The following is a 15,673-nucleotide window of genomic DNA, read 5'->3' as shown; positions in this document are numbered from 1 at the left end:
TTATGTCGAACACTTTTCCAAAAATATCTTGACATATGTAAGATTGTATGAGATTATATCTAAGTTAACGAATGAAGTAACTAGTAAGTATGAAATTCTGGCATTCTGCTAGTAAGTTTTTGAAGATCTTATTCACACTGGCGCGACTAAGGGGTCGCAAGGACATCAGAGCAGGTAGGGCTGACGTTGCTTAAGGAAGAAAACCCCAGTGGAACAATGACCGCGGTAAAAGTGAAATCCTATAAACAGTGATTTCCCACCCGATATATTAATTCGGGATAAATAAAAAATTGAAACTTATGTGTTACTTTATAAATCAAAGGGGTACTCTTATAGTAAGAGTACCCCTTTTCCAATACATATAATGAAAGTAGGATAAATAATTATGCGAATAGGAATGATCCAAACACTTAAGGTACTTCGAAAAATTGATACTGGTTACGTACTAGAGGACGACGTATTATTGCATAAGAATGAGTTGGATACTGAACTTGAGCCAGAACAGGAAATTGAAGTTTTTCCCTATACCGATAAGAAAGGACAGGTCATCGCGACAACCAAACTCCCCTCAGTTCAAATGGATGAGTACGATTGGGCTGAAGTTGTAGAAGTGATGCCAGGTCTTGGCGTGTTTGTAAACATTGGTATAGCAAAAGAAATGCTTGTTTCCATCGATGATCTTCCACTGTTCGAGAGCGTTTGGCCAATAATAGGTGATATGCTATACGTAACGTTAGGAAAAGACCAAAAAGGACGTTTGCTGGCAATTCCAGCATCTGAAGGTATCGTTGAAAGACAGTGGGACATAGCCCCAGAAGACTTGTTAAATCAGGCAATCAGCGGACGCGTCTATCGAACAAGTAAGGAAGGATCCGCAATTATATCTGAAGATGGTTACCGTGGATTTATTCATCATACAGAACGAAAAAAAGAACCCAGACTTGGCGAATGGGTCGAAGGACGGGTGATCGAGGTAAAAGAAGATGGAACACTAAACGTTTCGCTCAGACCACTTAAGCAGCACAGCATGGGTGAAGATGCCGATAACATTTTAATGCACCTGGAACAAAATGATGGCGTCATCCCTTTCAGCGATAAAAGTGATCCAGAAGATATTCAAGGAACGTTTAATATCAGCAAAGCTGCTTTCAAACGTGCCCTCGGAAAACTCATGAAGGAACGAAAAATCGAACAACGCGACGGAAAAACATATCTGAAGTAGATTCGAGTGGCGTTTGTCACTTTCCAGTTTATGTCGGTATGTACCAAGTGAAATTTGCGATTAACTAAACAGCCTAATCATGGCTGTTTTTTTATACTTAAGGATACATTACAGCACTTCTTTTAGTGTGGTAAAGTTTGAGCACCAACACTAAACGAGGTGCACACATGAAAAAGTTAATAGGCTTTATTTTAATTGGGATCGCCCTATTATTAATGACTGCATGCAGTGAAGACGAACCAGCGATGAATAACACCAACAAAAATACAGTAGAAGAGACAGATGCAACATCAGAGGAAGATAACGAAGCTAAAGCAGAACAGCCGGATGATGTTGTTGAAACTGACAAAAAAGCGAAACAGCAAAATGAAGATGATAGCAATCAATCAAACGAGCAATCAAATACCGATGATACAAACATGGAAGAAACGAATCAAAGTGATGATACAACAGCTAAACTTACAGATGCTGCAGCAATTCTCCGTAAATCCAGTGAAGCAATGAAGAATGTTGAAAGTTTATATATGGGTGGCACCACTGTGTCAGACGCAATTATCAATGATGTCGAACGCATTGAAAGGATCCATGTTGATGCAGATATGATCATTGGTGGGCATAACACGCTCCACCAAACCGTAAAAATTGAAGCAAACGATGAACCGGACAGTAATATGGAAATGTACCTAAATAAAGAAATGTATTACCTGAAAGAGAATGATAAATGGCTGTCAATGGAGCCAGAATATGCTGTTAATAATCTATACAATACCATACTTAATGAACAGTTAAGCTTTTATATTGACTACGGTTCCCTTTACCAGGTAATTGAAGAGGAAGATCATTACATCCTCAGCTATTCTGGAACTGATGAGGAATTTAAAGAAATCGTTTTTGGCGCCGGTCAAAAAGTCTTGAATGATTTTTTCAGAGATTTCTATCATAACATGAAAGTTACTGGAACCTACGAATTGACCATTGATAAGCAAACATTTTATCTAACAAGCTACTTGCTCAAATATGAAGCAACCACCTCTGGGGCAGCAGGTAAAGGGCATATCTATGAAAAAAGCGAGTTTTCCTATAGTAACTTTAACGCTTACGTTGAGCTTATTGTACCACAAGAAGTTCGAGAAGCTGCTGAACCTGTAGAGTAAATCTATATACTTGAGGATACATTACAACTGCTTGTTTCGTGTGCTAATGTTAGATAATAACCCTAAAAGAGGTGGCCTATGAGGAAAATAATAGCTTTACTATTTCTAATTTGTGTAATGACTCTCGTAGCATGTGGCAGTGATAATGCCAATCAAGATAAAACGGAAGAAGATGTTGTCGCTGAAGAAGAACAAACAAATGAAGAATCGTCAGACACAAGTGCTGCGAGCACAAAAGAAGATGAAAAACCTGAAGAAACTGAGAAATCTAGCGAGGATGGTAATATTATTGGGGCTGATGCTAAACAAATTTTGCTAAAGTCAGCAGAAGCAATGAAAGGGGTATCCAGTTATCTGATAGAAGGCAAATATACCGATGACAGTACGATTAACGGACAAAACGAAAAGGCAACAACTGAAATGACTGTGAAACTAAGTTTAACGGATCAGTCCAACATGCATATGAAGACTTCGACAACAAGTAATGCGGGATCCGGTGGGGTTGTTGAGCTTTACAAAGTCAAAGACGGTATGTATATAAATTCACCAGGTCAAGATCAATGGATGAAGATGGCGGCCAATTCAGACTATGGAAAGCTCTTTACGACATTGCAAGCAGGTCAGTTAAATGAGTACGTCGACAATAGTGGTGCATTTGAGGTAAAAGACAACGGTGATCAATTTGTTCTAGCATTTACAGGTACAAATGAAGAGTATAAATCAGCTGTATTAGGGGCTGGGATTGCAGCACAGGAAGGAATTTTGAAGGAACACTATGATAATATGAATGTCAATGGAACTTATGAAATAACAGTCGATAAAAAATCACTTTATATGGTGGGCTACACATTTGAATACGAATCAACAACCTCAGGAGAAATAGGAGAAGTTGAAACGTATCATAAAGCCGACTACACTATAAGTGAATTTAACAAGCATGATAATATTACGGTTCCAAAAGAGATTGTCGATTCCGCTGTATCTCTTAGCCAATAAATAATAGAAGCTGGTACAAAAGTGTTTTAGTCAAAGCGAAATCCGAACTAATGTTCAAAATTCTTGTAATAGAATTGGAACCTTAGTTCGGATTTATTTTTGTTGCTTATTAGATGTAAACCGCCCTAGGTGCGCGAAGTGTATTTCCGGAGCGGTATAATAGCACTTAAACTTTAAAAAAATTAATTCGCAGTTTATATCAACTACGTATTAGATCAAGCCATTCAAATAACGTTCTCAACATCCTATCCTGTTACTATTCATCTTTAAAATAGGAAGCTTTAGTTACGTCCCAGCCTCCCACTTTAACTTTGATGCTATATTCAAGAATGCGTGTTTGTATCAACGATTGATGTAACAGTAAATTGAATTGCTGATGCGAACAAGCATGCTATCCCCCATCCGCCAAGACCTAACCCGGTAATTTCAATTTTTCCAGCCATAATAGCCACAGCAAATAGGAGTAACCCTGTTGCGAACAATACAACCCCTGGCATATAAATGATATATCTGTCTTGGGATGATACCTTACTCAGGATAATGTTTAGGATCATCAATACAACTACTAGTACAAGTGCAATAACCACAGTGGTAACAAACATAATATCACCTCATCTTATTCTGCTATCATAAATCAGTCTATCTAGGAACTTTCATAAAGTCAATTAAGTTATCATATTTTTCAGAATTAGATTCATTTCATAATCCCGAAAAGATCATCCAGTTTTTCACCTACATATGCATGACTGTCTTCAACACCCTGATTATAAAATACCGGAGCAATTTCCTCGATAATAAATTCCAGGATTAACATTGCAGCAAGGTCTCCAATTTCCTCATCCCGCTCCTCTGAAAAGTATCTTTTAATTGACTCCACCATTCCTGCTTTCTTCACTTTTGTCAGTTCGAATTTTGACTTCATATAAAAAACCTCCGAATCATTTTAAAAGTTAGTATATCACATATTCACAGATAACCTTTACATTCTTCTAGAAAACTTGACGTTCCTTTTCAGCGTGTATATTGAAAGCGTACTTTGCTTTCCTGGAAACTCTTTTAGTTTTAAAGTACAAGCCGTTAAAGAGAAATGTCATTGTTCTTGATATAATAAGAAAGGATGCCAATTTCTTAACTGCCAAAAAAGGAATTCGCCGAAAAATGTCGAATACGGTAAGTATAAATAAGGAGGAATACCATGCAGTCTTTTGAAAATTATACATATGAACGGCCTGACATACAGCAGGAAAAGAAGACGTTCAAAGCACTAATAGAAAAATTCAAAAATGCAGAATCAATTGATCAGCAAAATAAAGCTATCACGAAAATAAACGAATTCCGAAACCGAATGTCTACACTTTCCAATCTAGTTTATATTCGTGCATCGATTGATACAAATGATGAGTACTATCAAAAAGAACGAGATTTTTTCGACGAAATTGAACCGGAAATGCAAGAGCTGGACACGGAATTTTACAAAGAACTAGTGAATTCATCTTTTCGTGTTGAATTGGAGAAGCAATGGGGCAAGCAGTTATTTCAAATTGCTGACTACCAGATTAAGTCTTTTTCACCAGAGGTTATTAAACTGCTTCAGAAAGAAAATAGGTTATCATCTCAATACTCAAAACTGGTCGCTTCGGCCGAAGTAGAGTTTCAGGGAGATACATACACATTGGCACAGCTTTCACCATTCACCGAAAGTAAGGACCGATCCATTCGAAAAGAAGCTGTTGAAGCAAGTGCAGGATTCTTTGCCGGGCATGCGAAGGAAATTGATGACATATACGACCAGCTTGTTAAAACACGGCATGAAATCGCAACAACATTAGGTTACAAAAATTTCGTCGAGCTTGGATATATAAGAATGCTGCGTATTGATTACGATGCTGATATGGTTGATGTTTTTCGCAAACAAGTCCGTGAATCAATCGTACCGCTAGCTACTAAACTTTATGAAAAACAAGCAGAGAGAATTGGTCTCAATTCACTCAAATTTTATGATGAAAACTTCAGATTCCAAACAGGAAATGCAACACCTAAAGGGACACCAGAATGGATTATTGAAAATGGCAAAAAGATGTACGAAGAACTGTCTCCGGAAACAAAGGAATTTTTTCAGTACATGCTTGACCGAAACCTTATGGACCTTGAGGCAAAAAAAGGAAAAGAGGCGGGTGGATACTGTACTTTCATCGAAGACTATCAATCACCATTCATTTTCGCAAACTTCAACGGTACGTCAGGTGATGTCGACGTTCTGACGCATGAGGCAGGACATGCATTTCAGTTCTATTCCAGCCGTAACATCGGCATACCGGAGTATTTAATGCCAACATATGAGTCAGCTGAAATTCATTCTATGAGTATGGAATTCTTCACATGGCCATGGATGGAGTTGTTTTTTAAAGAAGATACGGAAAAATATAAGTATGCTCACTTATCAGAAGGATTGCAATTCCTCCCATATGGTGTTGCAGTTGATGAATTTCAGCACCTAGTTTATGAGAACCCAGATTGGACACCGGATGATCGTAAGCAAGCGTGGAGAAAACTTGAAAAAATTTACCTGCCCCACCGCGACTATGATGGCAATGCTTATTTGGAAGCAGGGAGTTTCTGGCAGCGTCAAGGTCATATTTATGAAGTTCCATTTTATTATATCGACTACACGTTAGCTCAGATGTGCGCGTTCCAATTCTGGAAACGATCACTTGATGAAAGCGATAATGCCTGGAGCGACTATCTAAACTTATGTAAACTAGGTGGCACAAAATCATTCCTTGGTCTTGTCGAAGCTGCTAACCTCCGCTCACCATTTGAAGAAGGAGCCGTTGAATCGATTGTTGACTCAATTGAAAATTGGCTGGATTCAGTAGATGATAAATCACTGTAATTAAGAGCAGAATCGTTAACAAGTACTGTAGAATGTTTCTTAGCGAAAAAAGAGTAACTGTCAAAATAGGCAGTTACTCTTTTTACTTTCTTTTTGACCATTTTTTAGAAAACTTGGCATTCGCCAAGCCTTTAGGCGAATTGCCTTAGTTGCACTTATGCAGTAAGAAAGTATTTATACTTTCTTATCTGCCTTAGAGAACCTGGTATTCACCAATCTTTTGTGGTGAATGTCAATGTTGTATTTACCTACATAAAGAACCTTCATTATTAAGCTGCTAAGCTCGAGTCATTCGGTATTTTCTGCCCCCACACCCTGTTTAAAATAAAGGCCAGTATAATTAGCGTGATAACCCCTACAATAATAGAGAGTACTGCAGACCCTGATACTCCAGCAACCAAGAATGAGACTATACCAGAAATCCCTGCTGTTATCGCATAAGGAATTTGAGTATTTACGTGATCAATATGGTCACTGGCAGATCCTGCTGAAGACAGGATAGTTGTATCGGAAATTGGTGAACAATGATCACCAAATATACCTCCACTAAGAACTGCTGCAATTGCCAAGTACATGGATAGATCCATCGAATCAGCAATCGGCATTGCGATTGGAACCATGATGGCAAATGTTCCATACGAAGTACCAGTTGTGAAAGCAACAATTGAACCAATAACGAACAATAATACTGGAATTATCGCAGGCGATGCTGTTTGTTCCGCAAAGTCAACAATATATGCTGCTGTTCCCAGTTCAGAAGTTACACTTCCAATTGACCATGCCAACGTCAGTATAATATATACAAGCATCATACTTCTAAAGCCACTTACATATATAGACATAGCTTCTTTAAAAGAAAAAAGTTTTTGCTGCATGCCCATAATAAGTGCTACAATTCCTGCAGAAAAAGCTGCAATCAATATTGATTTTCCACCGTCAGCTTCCCCTACTGCCGCAACAAAATCTTTTTCTGGAAATCCACCTGTCCACAAGAATAGTGGTGGGATTAATCCAATAAGTACTACAATTGGAACAATCATGTTTCGCTTCTTTGGTGTATGACCTTCAACCAATTTTACGTCATCAGCCATTTTATCCTCTGATGGTGGTTCAGCGCCCTTACGGATCACTTCGCCAGTTGTACGTGCACGGTATTCAGCTTTTGCCATTGGACCATAATCCCATTTCATGAAGACAATGATTGCCACAAGGGCAAGCGCTAATATGGAGTAGAAGTTGAACGGTATCGTGAAAATATATGTCATATACTCTGAACCTGTCATACCGAGCTCTACAAACTGCGCACCGATAAGCCCCATAACAAAAACAACCCAAGTTGATACAGGAGCTAACAGACACATTGGTGCAGAAGTAGAATCAACTATATAGGCAAGTTTTTCTCTTGAGACACGCATTTTATCCGTAACCGATCGCATAACACTTCCAACTGTAAGGGCATTAAAATAATCCTCAAAGAAAATAATGATACCAAATAGGAACGTAGAACTCTGTGCGCCCCTTGGCGTCTTCACCTTTTTAGAAATGGAATGCGCAATAGCGTGAGCACCTCCAGTTTTCTGTAAAAATGCGATTAATACTCCAAACAGTCCACAATAAATTAAAACAGTTGCACTCCACTCGCTTCCTACATTAGGAATGATAAAATCGCCAAAACTTGCATACAATCCCATTAATGGATTCCAGTCATGCATCATCGTTGCACCAAGCCAGACTCCAGCAAATAAGGCAGGTATTACATTTCGTGTAATCAATGCCAGCACAATTGCAATAACCGGGGGCAATAGTGAAAGTATTCCAAACTCCATGTTCTCATCTCCTTTCAGATTTGTATAAAGTACTACCTATTAAAACATATTAATGCTTATACAATAATATTTCTTTATCCTACTAAAAAAGTCCTGCAAATTAGTCTTAAAAAATTCAGATTTTTATAACATTAACACCTTCAAAATAATAAAAGCGAACCCACTATAGGTTCGCTTTTATTATACCTTTAGCTAAGTATTTCGTTCTTTAAACAGAACGATAAAGTTAAAAAAATTAGCTGTCTTCATGTCCATCCTGAATAAAGTCTCTAATCTCTTCAATGCTTAAACCCGCTGCCTTTGCCTCCTGCACTAATGCAACCCATTCTTCGTCAAGCGCAATCATAAACTGATCATTCATTTCGTTTCCCCCATATAATCATGTTTATGTAAATCCAAAAAGTTTCTCTTATTATAAATCCCCATGCCCACTTCAAAAAGTATCTACAACAACAATACAAAAAATAATCAAAATGTGAAAGTATACCTAAGTATACAAGTGAGACTTTTGCTTCATCCACCTCAACATCTTTCTTATAAAACATAGCAGTAAGAAAGAATTTATACTTTCTTGACGAAAAAAAAGCCACCCCAGCTTTTTTCAGCTAGGGTGGCCTTCGCATGACTGATTAAAAAAGCTACTTATTTTTTGTCAGACATGCTTGACTCGGCGATTTTGATCATTCGTTTAACCATCTCGCCGCCCACTGATCCGTTTTCGCGTGCAGTTGTGTCCGCTCCTGGCTGAACACCAAACTCACTTGCAATTTCCTCTTTCATGCGATTCATTGCATTATCCGCGCCCGGCACTAACAAATCATTACGATTATTGTTACCTGCCATAACTGATCACTCCTCGTGGGATTTTGAACAGTCGAAACCTGTTCAGCGTTATTTTTTGATAACCTACTAAATTTTACCCATGTTAAAAATTGCATAAATAAAGGAAGCGCCACTTCATGGACTCCCTTGAATTTTTTCTGCTAATTCTTCTTATTGTGCATCTAACCTTACTGGAAAAAAGTTAAACATTTTTACACAAATTAATGACAGCCTATGCTAAAATGCGATATATATTAGAAAACTTGGCTAAGCTTTTATGCCAAAAACTTATAAGGAGATTTACATGACATACAAAATATTATTTCTCGATATTGATGGTACTATTTTAAAGCCAGATCATTCGTACACTGATGCCACAAGAAATGCAATAGCAAAAGTGAAAGAACAAGGTGTTGAGGTATTCCTTGCAACAGGTCGTCCTCTACATGAGATAGATAAACTAGCAGAAGAACTGGATATTCATTCTTACATCGGATACAACGGTGCATTTGCAGTTCATCATAATAAGACGGTTGTAAATGAGCCGATGGATAAGAATACTGTCGAACAATTTTTGGACATTGCTGCAAAAAATGACCATGAACTGGTGCTATACACAAGGGATACAAGTTATTATACATCACTGACTAGACCACTTGTCACCCATTTTATCGAAACATTTCAGATGAAAAAAAGTGAGCTTTACAACGGGGATAATAAAGATCAAATATTAGGTGCAACGCTAATGAACTTGTCCCCGTCCCAACCTGCACTATATGAATTGGGAGCTAATATTCATTTATCTCCAGTTCATGTACCTGGTGTCGAACATTGCTATGATATTATTCGGAAAAACGTTAACAAAGGTATTGCGGTTGATAAAGTGCTTGATCTATTGAATATTCCACGTGAACAAGCAATAGCCTTTGGCGATGGTATGAATGATAAAGAAATGCTGCAAGCAGTCGGGGAAGGCTTTGCAATGGGAAATGCACCTGAAGAACTTTTCCAATTTGCCAAAAATAAAACAACTGCAGTCTCAGATGAGGGAATAGTTAATGGACTAAAGACATTAGGTTTAGGTATTTAATGAAATGGCAGGATTAGGCTTAAGCCCATCCTGCCATTTTTTATGAACAAACACGACCAACCTGTCCATCCTCCAGCCGTACTTTAATTCCGTGTGGATGATAACTTGAATTGGTCAAAAGATCCTTTACAACACCAGCTGTACGCACACCACTCCGCTGGTCTTTTTTTAAAATAACCTCTACCGCTAATCCTGGATAGATATTCTTACGATGTCTGCCATCAATCGTCATATAGTTAGTCCTTTCCTATTAAACTCCCTCCTAGAACAGTTTATCAAAATCATTCAAAAATATATACTCTGATCTTTATAGGGATTCCTTGCTTTCCACCCTACTTTTTCACAGCATCCTCAGAACCATTTCCTGATTCTCTATATCGTTTATGACCTTGACTTCCAGAACGAATTACAAACGAGTCTGACATTAGGCATTCGCAGAACCTTCTCCACCCTCTTCAATCATAGTTTGATAAATATCATCCATTGACCAAGTTTTACCTTTTTCATCTTTATAAACAACATGTTCCCGCTTGAAATGAACTGGTGAATCCAGCCCAGATGCAGCAGCAACCCGGAACAAACCCTTTCTCATCGTAATTACGTAGTTTGCCGTACGGTGTTTTTTTTCATTAATTACTAGAGCCTTTTGCATATCAGGGTCTGTCGTAGCCACCCCAACCGGGCACATATTCGATGCACACTGAAGCGTTTGTATACAACCAACCGTTATCATAAAGCCGCGTGCAATATTGACAAGATCCGCCCCCATCGCAAGCGCCATTGCAACTCTGTCCGGTGAGATTAATTTTCCCGCAGCAATTATTTTTACAGTATTACGAACGCCATATTTCTTCAACGCATTATCAACAAGGGGCAATGCAGACCTTATTGGTAAACCCACACTATCTGTTAGCTCTTGATAAGATGCACCAGTTCCGCCCTCACCACCATCTACCGTTATAAAATCAGGTCCCTTTCCTGTATCTCTAATTTGTTTCGCTAGTTCGTTCGCTTCAATCTGACTTCCAATAACAACCTTCATTCCAACAGGGACCCCTGTATGTTCTCTGATCCGTTCTATGAAATCAAATAGTGAAGGCATATCACTGAATTCCGAAAAGCGATTCGGACTGTCAATTGACTTGAATGGCTCAACCATACGGATTCTGGCGATTTCTTCATTTACTTTTTCAGCGTCAACATGTCCGCCACGTGTCTTAGCACCTTGTGCCAGCTTTACTTCAAAAGCCTTTAATTCCGGAATCTTGCTTTTCTCAAGTAACTCATCCCAGTTGAAATTACCTTCACGATCTCTTACGCCAAACATTCCGGGGCCAATCTGCATAATAAGATCAACACCACCTTTTAAATGGTAATCGGAAAGTCCCCCTTCCCCGGTATTCATCCAGGTGCCTTTTGCCATACCCAGACCTTCAGAAAGTGCAGTTATCGCTCTGTCCCCTAAGGAACCATAGCTCATTGCTGACATACCAATTTGCCCTCTTAACTTAAATGGATACTTGCATTGATCACCTATAACAATTGTATCTTTTTCATCAAGAAGGTACACGGAAGATTCATGTTCCTCTAATTTTTCCACTCTTTGTGCAAACATGGGTTCTCTGATCAGTAAATAACGATTTGTTATTGCTTTTGTTTTTCGATCCATTTTTAATTCCTTAGTGAGCTTTGGAAACATCGAATTCCGTATATAATACCCTTCTGCTTCAAAATCACGCTGTGACCCAAAGCCAAAAACATCACGTTTATACTTTGCTTTCCTTACAATATGCTGAAAATCATTACGCGAGAAGGGTTTTCCTTCATTATCATTATTAAAAAAATACTGCCGTAATTCAGGTCCTATACTCTCAAAGAAATAGCGAGCCCTCCCTAATAATGGATAATTACGGAGAACCGGGTGCTGCTTTTGCTTCTGATCAACGTTGTATAAATAAATACCTGTCACTACTACTAAAATTAAAATAAGAAAGACAACCACAAATCCAATAATTGTCATCACATTAGCTATATTCATCCTGCAATTCCACCTTTAATTAAGTGATTATAAAGTTAGGATGTATAGTAGTGACAAAAATTATCCAAATTAAAAATTGAAAAACTTCGAAAACGTTAACTGAACTTGTTCAGTAAATTCGTTTCTGTATTTCTCAACCGCTAAAAAACTTGCCAAAAGCCGAATTGACTTGGCAAGTTACTTTATAGTTCCAGTGATTAATCACGAACTGATATATTATATTTACTCAGCCAATAATTAATCTGACATAAATGTGCAATCAGCTGTGGACCTTTCATTAATTGGCCGTACCACGGATCTTTGAACTCTTTCCCTTCACTCTGGACAATAGCTACTACTTTTTTTCGATCGATAAATTCAAATAGCGGCGAATCAGAATCGGCTAAAATCTCATTCATCCAGTTAATTACTTGCCTGGTGTATTCAGGCTGAAAAGTCTTTGGATAGGGACTCTTCTTTCGATACAAAATATCATTAGGCAGTATACCTTCCATCGCCTTTCGTAAAATACCTTTCTCCCTGCCATGTAAATTCTTCATTTCCCAGGGGATGTTCCATACATATTCTACTAATTTATGATCGGCAAAAGGCACCCTTACTTCGAGACTAGCTCCCATACTCATCCGGTCCTTCCGATCCAGTAATTGTGCCATAAACCAGTGCATATTTAAGTAGAATAGCTCCCTGCGCCGTGTGTCCTCCGCGTCTTCCCCTTCAAGTATTGGCGTTTCATCAATTGTCTCTCTATAACGATTAAATACATAGTCTTTAAGATTTAATTTTGTTTGCCACTCTGGATGAAGCAAATCTATTCTGGAACCCAGCGATTTCATCCATGGAAAACTATCGTCTGCTGGAGCAGTTGGTTCATGAAACCAAGGATAACCTCCAAATATTTCGTCTGCACATTCGCCGGATAAGCTCACCGTTGTATGCTGCTTTATTCGCCTGCTGAACCATAACAGTGATGAATCAATATCAGCCATACCCGGTTGGTCACGTAAATCAACCGATTCCTTCAGCAAACCTGCCAGTTCATTACCTGTCATCACCTCATCATGATGATTTGTTGAAAAGTGATTAACCATCTTTTCAATCCATGGCCGATCACTGGAAGGCTGAAATTTGCTAGTCTCAAAGTATTGATCATTACCTTCATAGTCTACTGAGAAAGTAGAAAGCTTCCCTCTGCCATTTTCTTTAAAATAGTCAGATGCAATAGCAGTAATTGCACTTGAATCCAAGCCACCTGATAAGAATGTTGAAACTGGTACATCAGAAACCAACTGACGCTGAACAGCATCAACGAATAATTCACGTACTGTTTCAGCAGTTTCTTCTATTGAATCATGATGGGCTTTGCTCTCAACATTCCAGTACCGCCAAACCTTTAGGCCGCCATTCGAATAAACTAATGAATGTCCCGCACGTAGTTCATCGATTCCTTTAAATATTCCATGCCCTGGTGTTCTTGATGGACCTAAACCAAACACCTCAGCAAGTCCATCACGACCGACTTCCGCTTTCATATCTGGATGCGCCAAAATAGCCTTTAACTCAGATCCAAAAAGAAAGTGGCCTGAATTTTCATGGAAAAATAACGGTTTAACCCCAAGTCTGTCTCGTGACATGAACAGTTGTGCCTTCTCCTCATCCCACACCCCAAAAGCATAAATTCCATTAAGAAAATCAACGCAATTTTCTTTCCATTCAATATAAGCCGTAAGAAGTACTTCTGTATCTGATGTTGTACTGAAATCATGGCCTCTGTTTCGTAATTCTTTTCGTAAATCTTCCGTATTATATAATTCGCCATTATATACAAGTGTGTAATTTGATCCATCCTTCTTCTTATGCATTGGCTGTTTACCACCTGCAATGTCAATAACAGAAAGCCTTTTATGACCAAACGCCACATGCTTATCCACCCATACCTGTGTATCGTCCGGGCCACGCAATGACAATGTTTCTGTCATCTTAGTCAATGCAGGCCGCTCATTCCAGGCGCTATTATTCCAATTCACTAATCCGGTAATCCCGCACAATTCACTTCATCCTCTCACAGAATATCAACAGAATAGTATATGCAGGAGTAATAACAAGTATTCCAAGTACAACTTTTGAGTATATGACAGACGTTAGTGGTAGTAAAAATTGTCTTTTGCACCACTCCGGTACCAATAAACATATGCTCAAGCTAGCACTTTCGCAGTCTTACTAGCCATAGGCTTAATCATCAAGGGTTATGAGGACGCGAACTCTGTTCAAATAGTGTGAAATGTGTCTTCACCAAGGTTTTGAAAGCGCAAATTCTGTTAGGTATTTTTCTACATTACTTCTCATTACATTTCTTATCTGCGAACAAAATAAATCCGAACTAATTCAAATTCTATTTCTAGATTTTTGAATCATAGTTCGGATTTTACTTTGATAAATCACTTTTGTCGCGGTCCCGCATTTATTTTTCAGAAGCAAACACTATCCCGGTTTGTCTGCGGGCTTCCTCTGTAATGGAAAGTACGTTATAACTAATATTTTTCAGTTCCTGATACTTGTGGTCATCGCCAGTTTCTATAATTCTATTAAATTGATCAATCTCGAAGACCATATTGTTGTCCTTATTTACAGTTTCCAGGGTTACTTGTTCTTTTGAAGGTGTTTTAAAAAGCCTTGGATTATTTATCTCCCCTGCATCGTCAAATATTAGTGTCCCCTGCTCACCCTGAATCTCACAAGCATTATAGGAATTGGATATCTTTGAACATAAGATCGTACAAGTGAAATCAGGATAAGTTAAAACTAATGTACCATTACCGTCAACACCACTTTTTAATTTAACTGGAAAGTACGAAACATCTTCAGGCTGCCCAAACAGTGCTACAGCCACAGATAGTGGATAGACACCCAAATCAACAATAGCCCCACCTGAAAATTCCGCTGAAAAGATATTTGGATTTTCCCCTTGTAAATACTTATCATAACGTGAGGAATACTGAATAAGATGCAGCGACATACTGCGAACATTTCCGATTTTACCAAGATTATCCTTCAAACTCGTAAAGTTCGGTGAATGAATATTGCGCATTGCCTCGAATAAATACACGCCATTTTCTTCAGCAACTTGATGTGCTTCTTCCCACTCTTTCACATTCGAAAAAATCGGCTTCTCACAAATAACATGTTTTTTTTGCTTTAAAAATGTAATAGCATGTTCTGCATGCATCGAATTTGGAGATGCTATATAAACACAATCAATCTCACTGCTTTTTGCCATTTGTTCAATGTCTGTAAACACGTTTCTAACACTATGTTTGTCAGCAAACTTATTCGCCTTATCAGTAGTCCTGGAATAAACGGCAGTATGCATAAAATTTTCAGAACTTTTAGCCGCATCTATAAATGCATCCGTAATCCACCCTGTACCAATTGTACCAAATTTCATCAACTCATCCCCTTTTGCACGGATTCCTCCCCATATAACGGAACGAGGATCCGCATTACAAATTTGTTCTTCCCTTAATTGGACTTTTCACAAATGCAACAACCTACATTAAATGTTCCGTAAATGGAGACGCTATTTCTGCAAAGCAGTGTCTTTTCAGCAATATCCTTGGATCCATACAAGGTATTCT

14 protein-coding genes are annotated in these 15,673 nt (G+C 38.4%); 5 read left to right on the top strand and 9 right to left on the bottom strand.

The genetic code is table 11. The annotated features are described in order from the left end of the window. Positions 1-385: 385 nt before the first annotated feature. From ACE1TG_RS07015 to ACE1TG_RS07005, 3 genes are all read left to right on the top strand, one after another. Entirely contained in the window at positions 386-1,222 is an 837-nt protein-coding gene (locus tag ACE1TG_RS07015; protein ID WP_375051655.1) for a CvfB family protein, read from the top strand. Positions 1,223-1,389: 167 nt separating this feature from the next. Next, a complete protein-coding gene (locus ACE1TG_RS07010) occupies positions 1,390-2,376 on the top strand; it encodes a DUF6612 family protein (protein WP_375051654.1) in 987 nt (328 codons plus the stop codon). A 78-nt stretch (positions 2,377-2,454) separates the two neighbouring features. Next, a complete protein-coding gene (locus ACE1TG_RS07005) occupies positions 2,455-3,372 on the top strand; it encodes a DUF6612 family protein (protein ID WP_375051653.1) in 918 nt (305 codons plus the stop codon). A 323-nt stretch (positions 3,373-3,695) separates the two neighbouring features. Here the strand turns inward: ACE1TG_RS07005 and ACE1TG_RS07000 are convergent, their stop codons facing one another. Both ACE1TG_RS07000 and ACE1TG_RS06995 read right to left on the bottom strand, forming a co-directional pair. Further along, complete coding sequence (locus ACE1TG_RS07000) at positions 3,696-3,974, bottom strand: hypothetical protein (protein WP_375051652.1); 279 nt, start codon at positions 3,972-3,974, stop codon at positions 3,696-3,698. A gap of 92 nt (positions 3,975-4,066) precedes the next feature. After that, a complete protein-coding gene (locus tag ACE1TG_RS06995; protein WP_375051651.1) occupies positions 4,067-4,294 on the bottom strand; it encodes a DUF2164 domain-containing protein in 228 nt (75 codons plus the stop codon). Positions 4,295-4,567: 273 nt separating this feature from the next. Here ACE1TG_RS06995 and ACE1TG_RS06990 point away from each other — a divergent pair, with 273 nt between their 5' ends. Beyond that, a complete protein-coding gene (locus tag ACE1TG_RS06990; RefSeq protein WP_375051650.1) occupies positions 4,568-6,265 on the top strand; it encodes a M3 family oligoendopeptidase in 1,698 nt (565 codons plus the stop codon). 269 nt (positions 6,266-6,534) lie between these two features. On the opposite strand, the gene ACE1TG_RS06985 is transcribed toward ACE1TG_RS06990, so the two are convergent. The 3 genes from ACE1TG_RS06985 to ACE1TG_RS06975 form a co-directional block, all read right to left on the bottom strand. Then, a complete protein-coding gene (locus ACE1TG_RS06985) occupies positions 6,535-8,091 on the bottom strand; it encodes a Na+/H+ antiporter NhaC family protein (RefSeq protein WP_375051648.1) in 1,557 nt (518 codons plus the stop codon). Positions 8,092-8,326: 235 nt separating this feature from the next. Further along, positions 8,327-8,452, bottom strand: a complete 126-nt coding sequence (locus ACE1TG_RS06980; protein WP_375051646.1) for an anti-repressor SinI family protein — start codon at positions 8,450-8,452, stop codon at positions 8,327-8,329. 281 nt (positions 8,453-8,733) lie between these two features. After that, positions 8,734-8,934 (bottom strand): alpha/beta-type small acid-soluble spore protein, encoded by a 201-nt coding sequence (locus ACE1TG_RS06975; protein ID WP_375051645.1) that lies wholly within the window; start codon positions 8,932-8,934, stop codon positions 8,734-8,736. A 283-nt stretch (positions 8,935-9,217) separates the two neighbouring features. Between ACE1TG_RS06975 and ACE1TG_RS06970 the strand changes: the two genes are divergently transcribed. Further along, complete coding sequence (locus ACE1TG_RS06970) at positions 9,218-10,003, top strand: HAD family hydrolase (protein WP_375051644.1); 786 nt, start codon at positions 9,218-9,220, stop codon at positions 10,001-10,003. 40 nt (positions 10,004-10,043) lie between these two features. On the opposite strand, the gene ACE1TG_RS06965 is transcribed toward ACE1TG_RS06970, so the two are convergent. The 4 genes from ACE1TG_RS06965 to ACE1TG_RS06950 all read right to left on the bottom strand — a co-directional run bounded on the left by ACE1TG_RS06965 (position 10,044) and on the right by ACE1TG_RS06950 (position 15,483). Beyond that, positions 10,044-10,235, bottom strand: coding sequence for a YwbE family protein (locus ACE1TG_RS06965; RefSeq protein ID WP_375051643.1), 192 nt, complete (start codon positions 10,233-10,235; stop codon positions 10,044-10,046). Positions 10,236-10,427: 192 nt separating this feature from the next. Continuing rightward, positions 10,428-12,041, bottom strand: a complete 1,614-nt coding sequence (locus tag ACE1TG_RS06960) for an FMN-binding glutamate synthase family protein (protein WP_375051642.1) — start codon at positions 12,039-12,041, stop codon at positions 10,428-10,430. Between the two features lie 197 nt (positions 12,042-12,238). Next, a complete protein-coding gene (gene asnB / locus ACE1TG_RS06955; RefSeq protein ID WP_375051641.1) occupies positions 12,239-14,086 on the bottom strand; it encodes an asparagine synthase (glutamine-hydrolyzing) in 1,848 nt (615 codons plus the stop codon). Positions 14,087-14,499: 413 nt separating this feature from the next. Beyond that, positions 14,500-15,483 carry a Gfo/Idh/MocA family protein gene (locus ACE1TG_RS06950; protein WP_375051640.1) on the bottom strand — a complete coding sequence of 328 codons (984 nt, stop codon included), beginning with the start codon at positions 15,481-15,483 and terminating at the stop codon, positions 14,500-14,502. Positions 15,484-15,673 lie beyond the last annotated feature (190 nt).

It is taken from the genome of Virgibacillus sp. JSM 102003 (assembly GCF_041949995.1).
GTDB lineage: Bacteria > Bacillota > Bacilli > Bacillales > Amphibacillaceae > Lentibacillus.
This window is presented reverse-complemented; position numbering and strand designations above follow the sequence as displayed.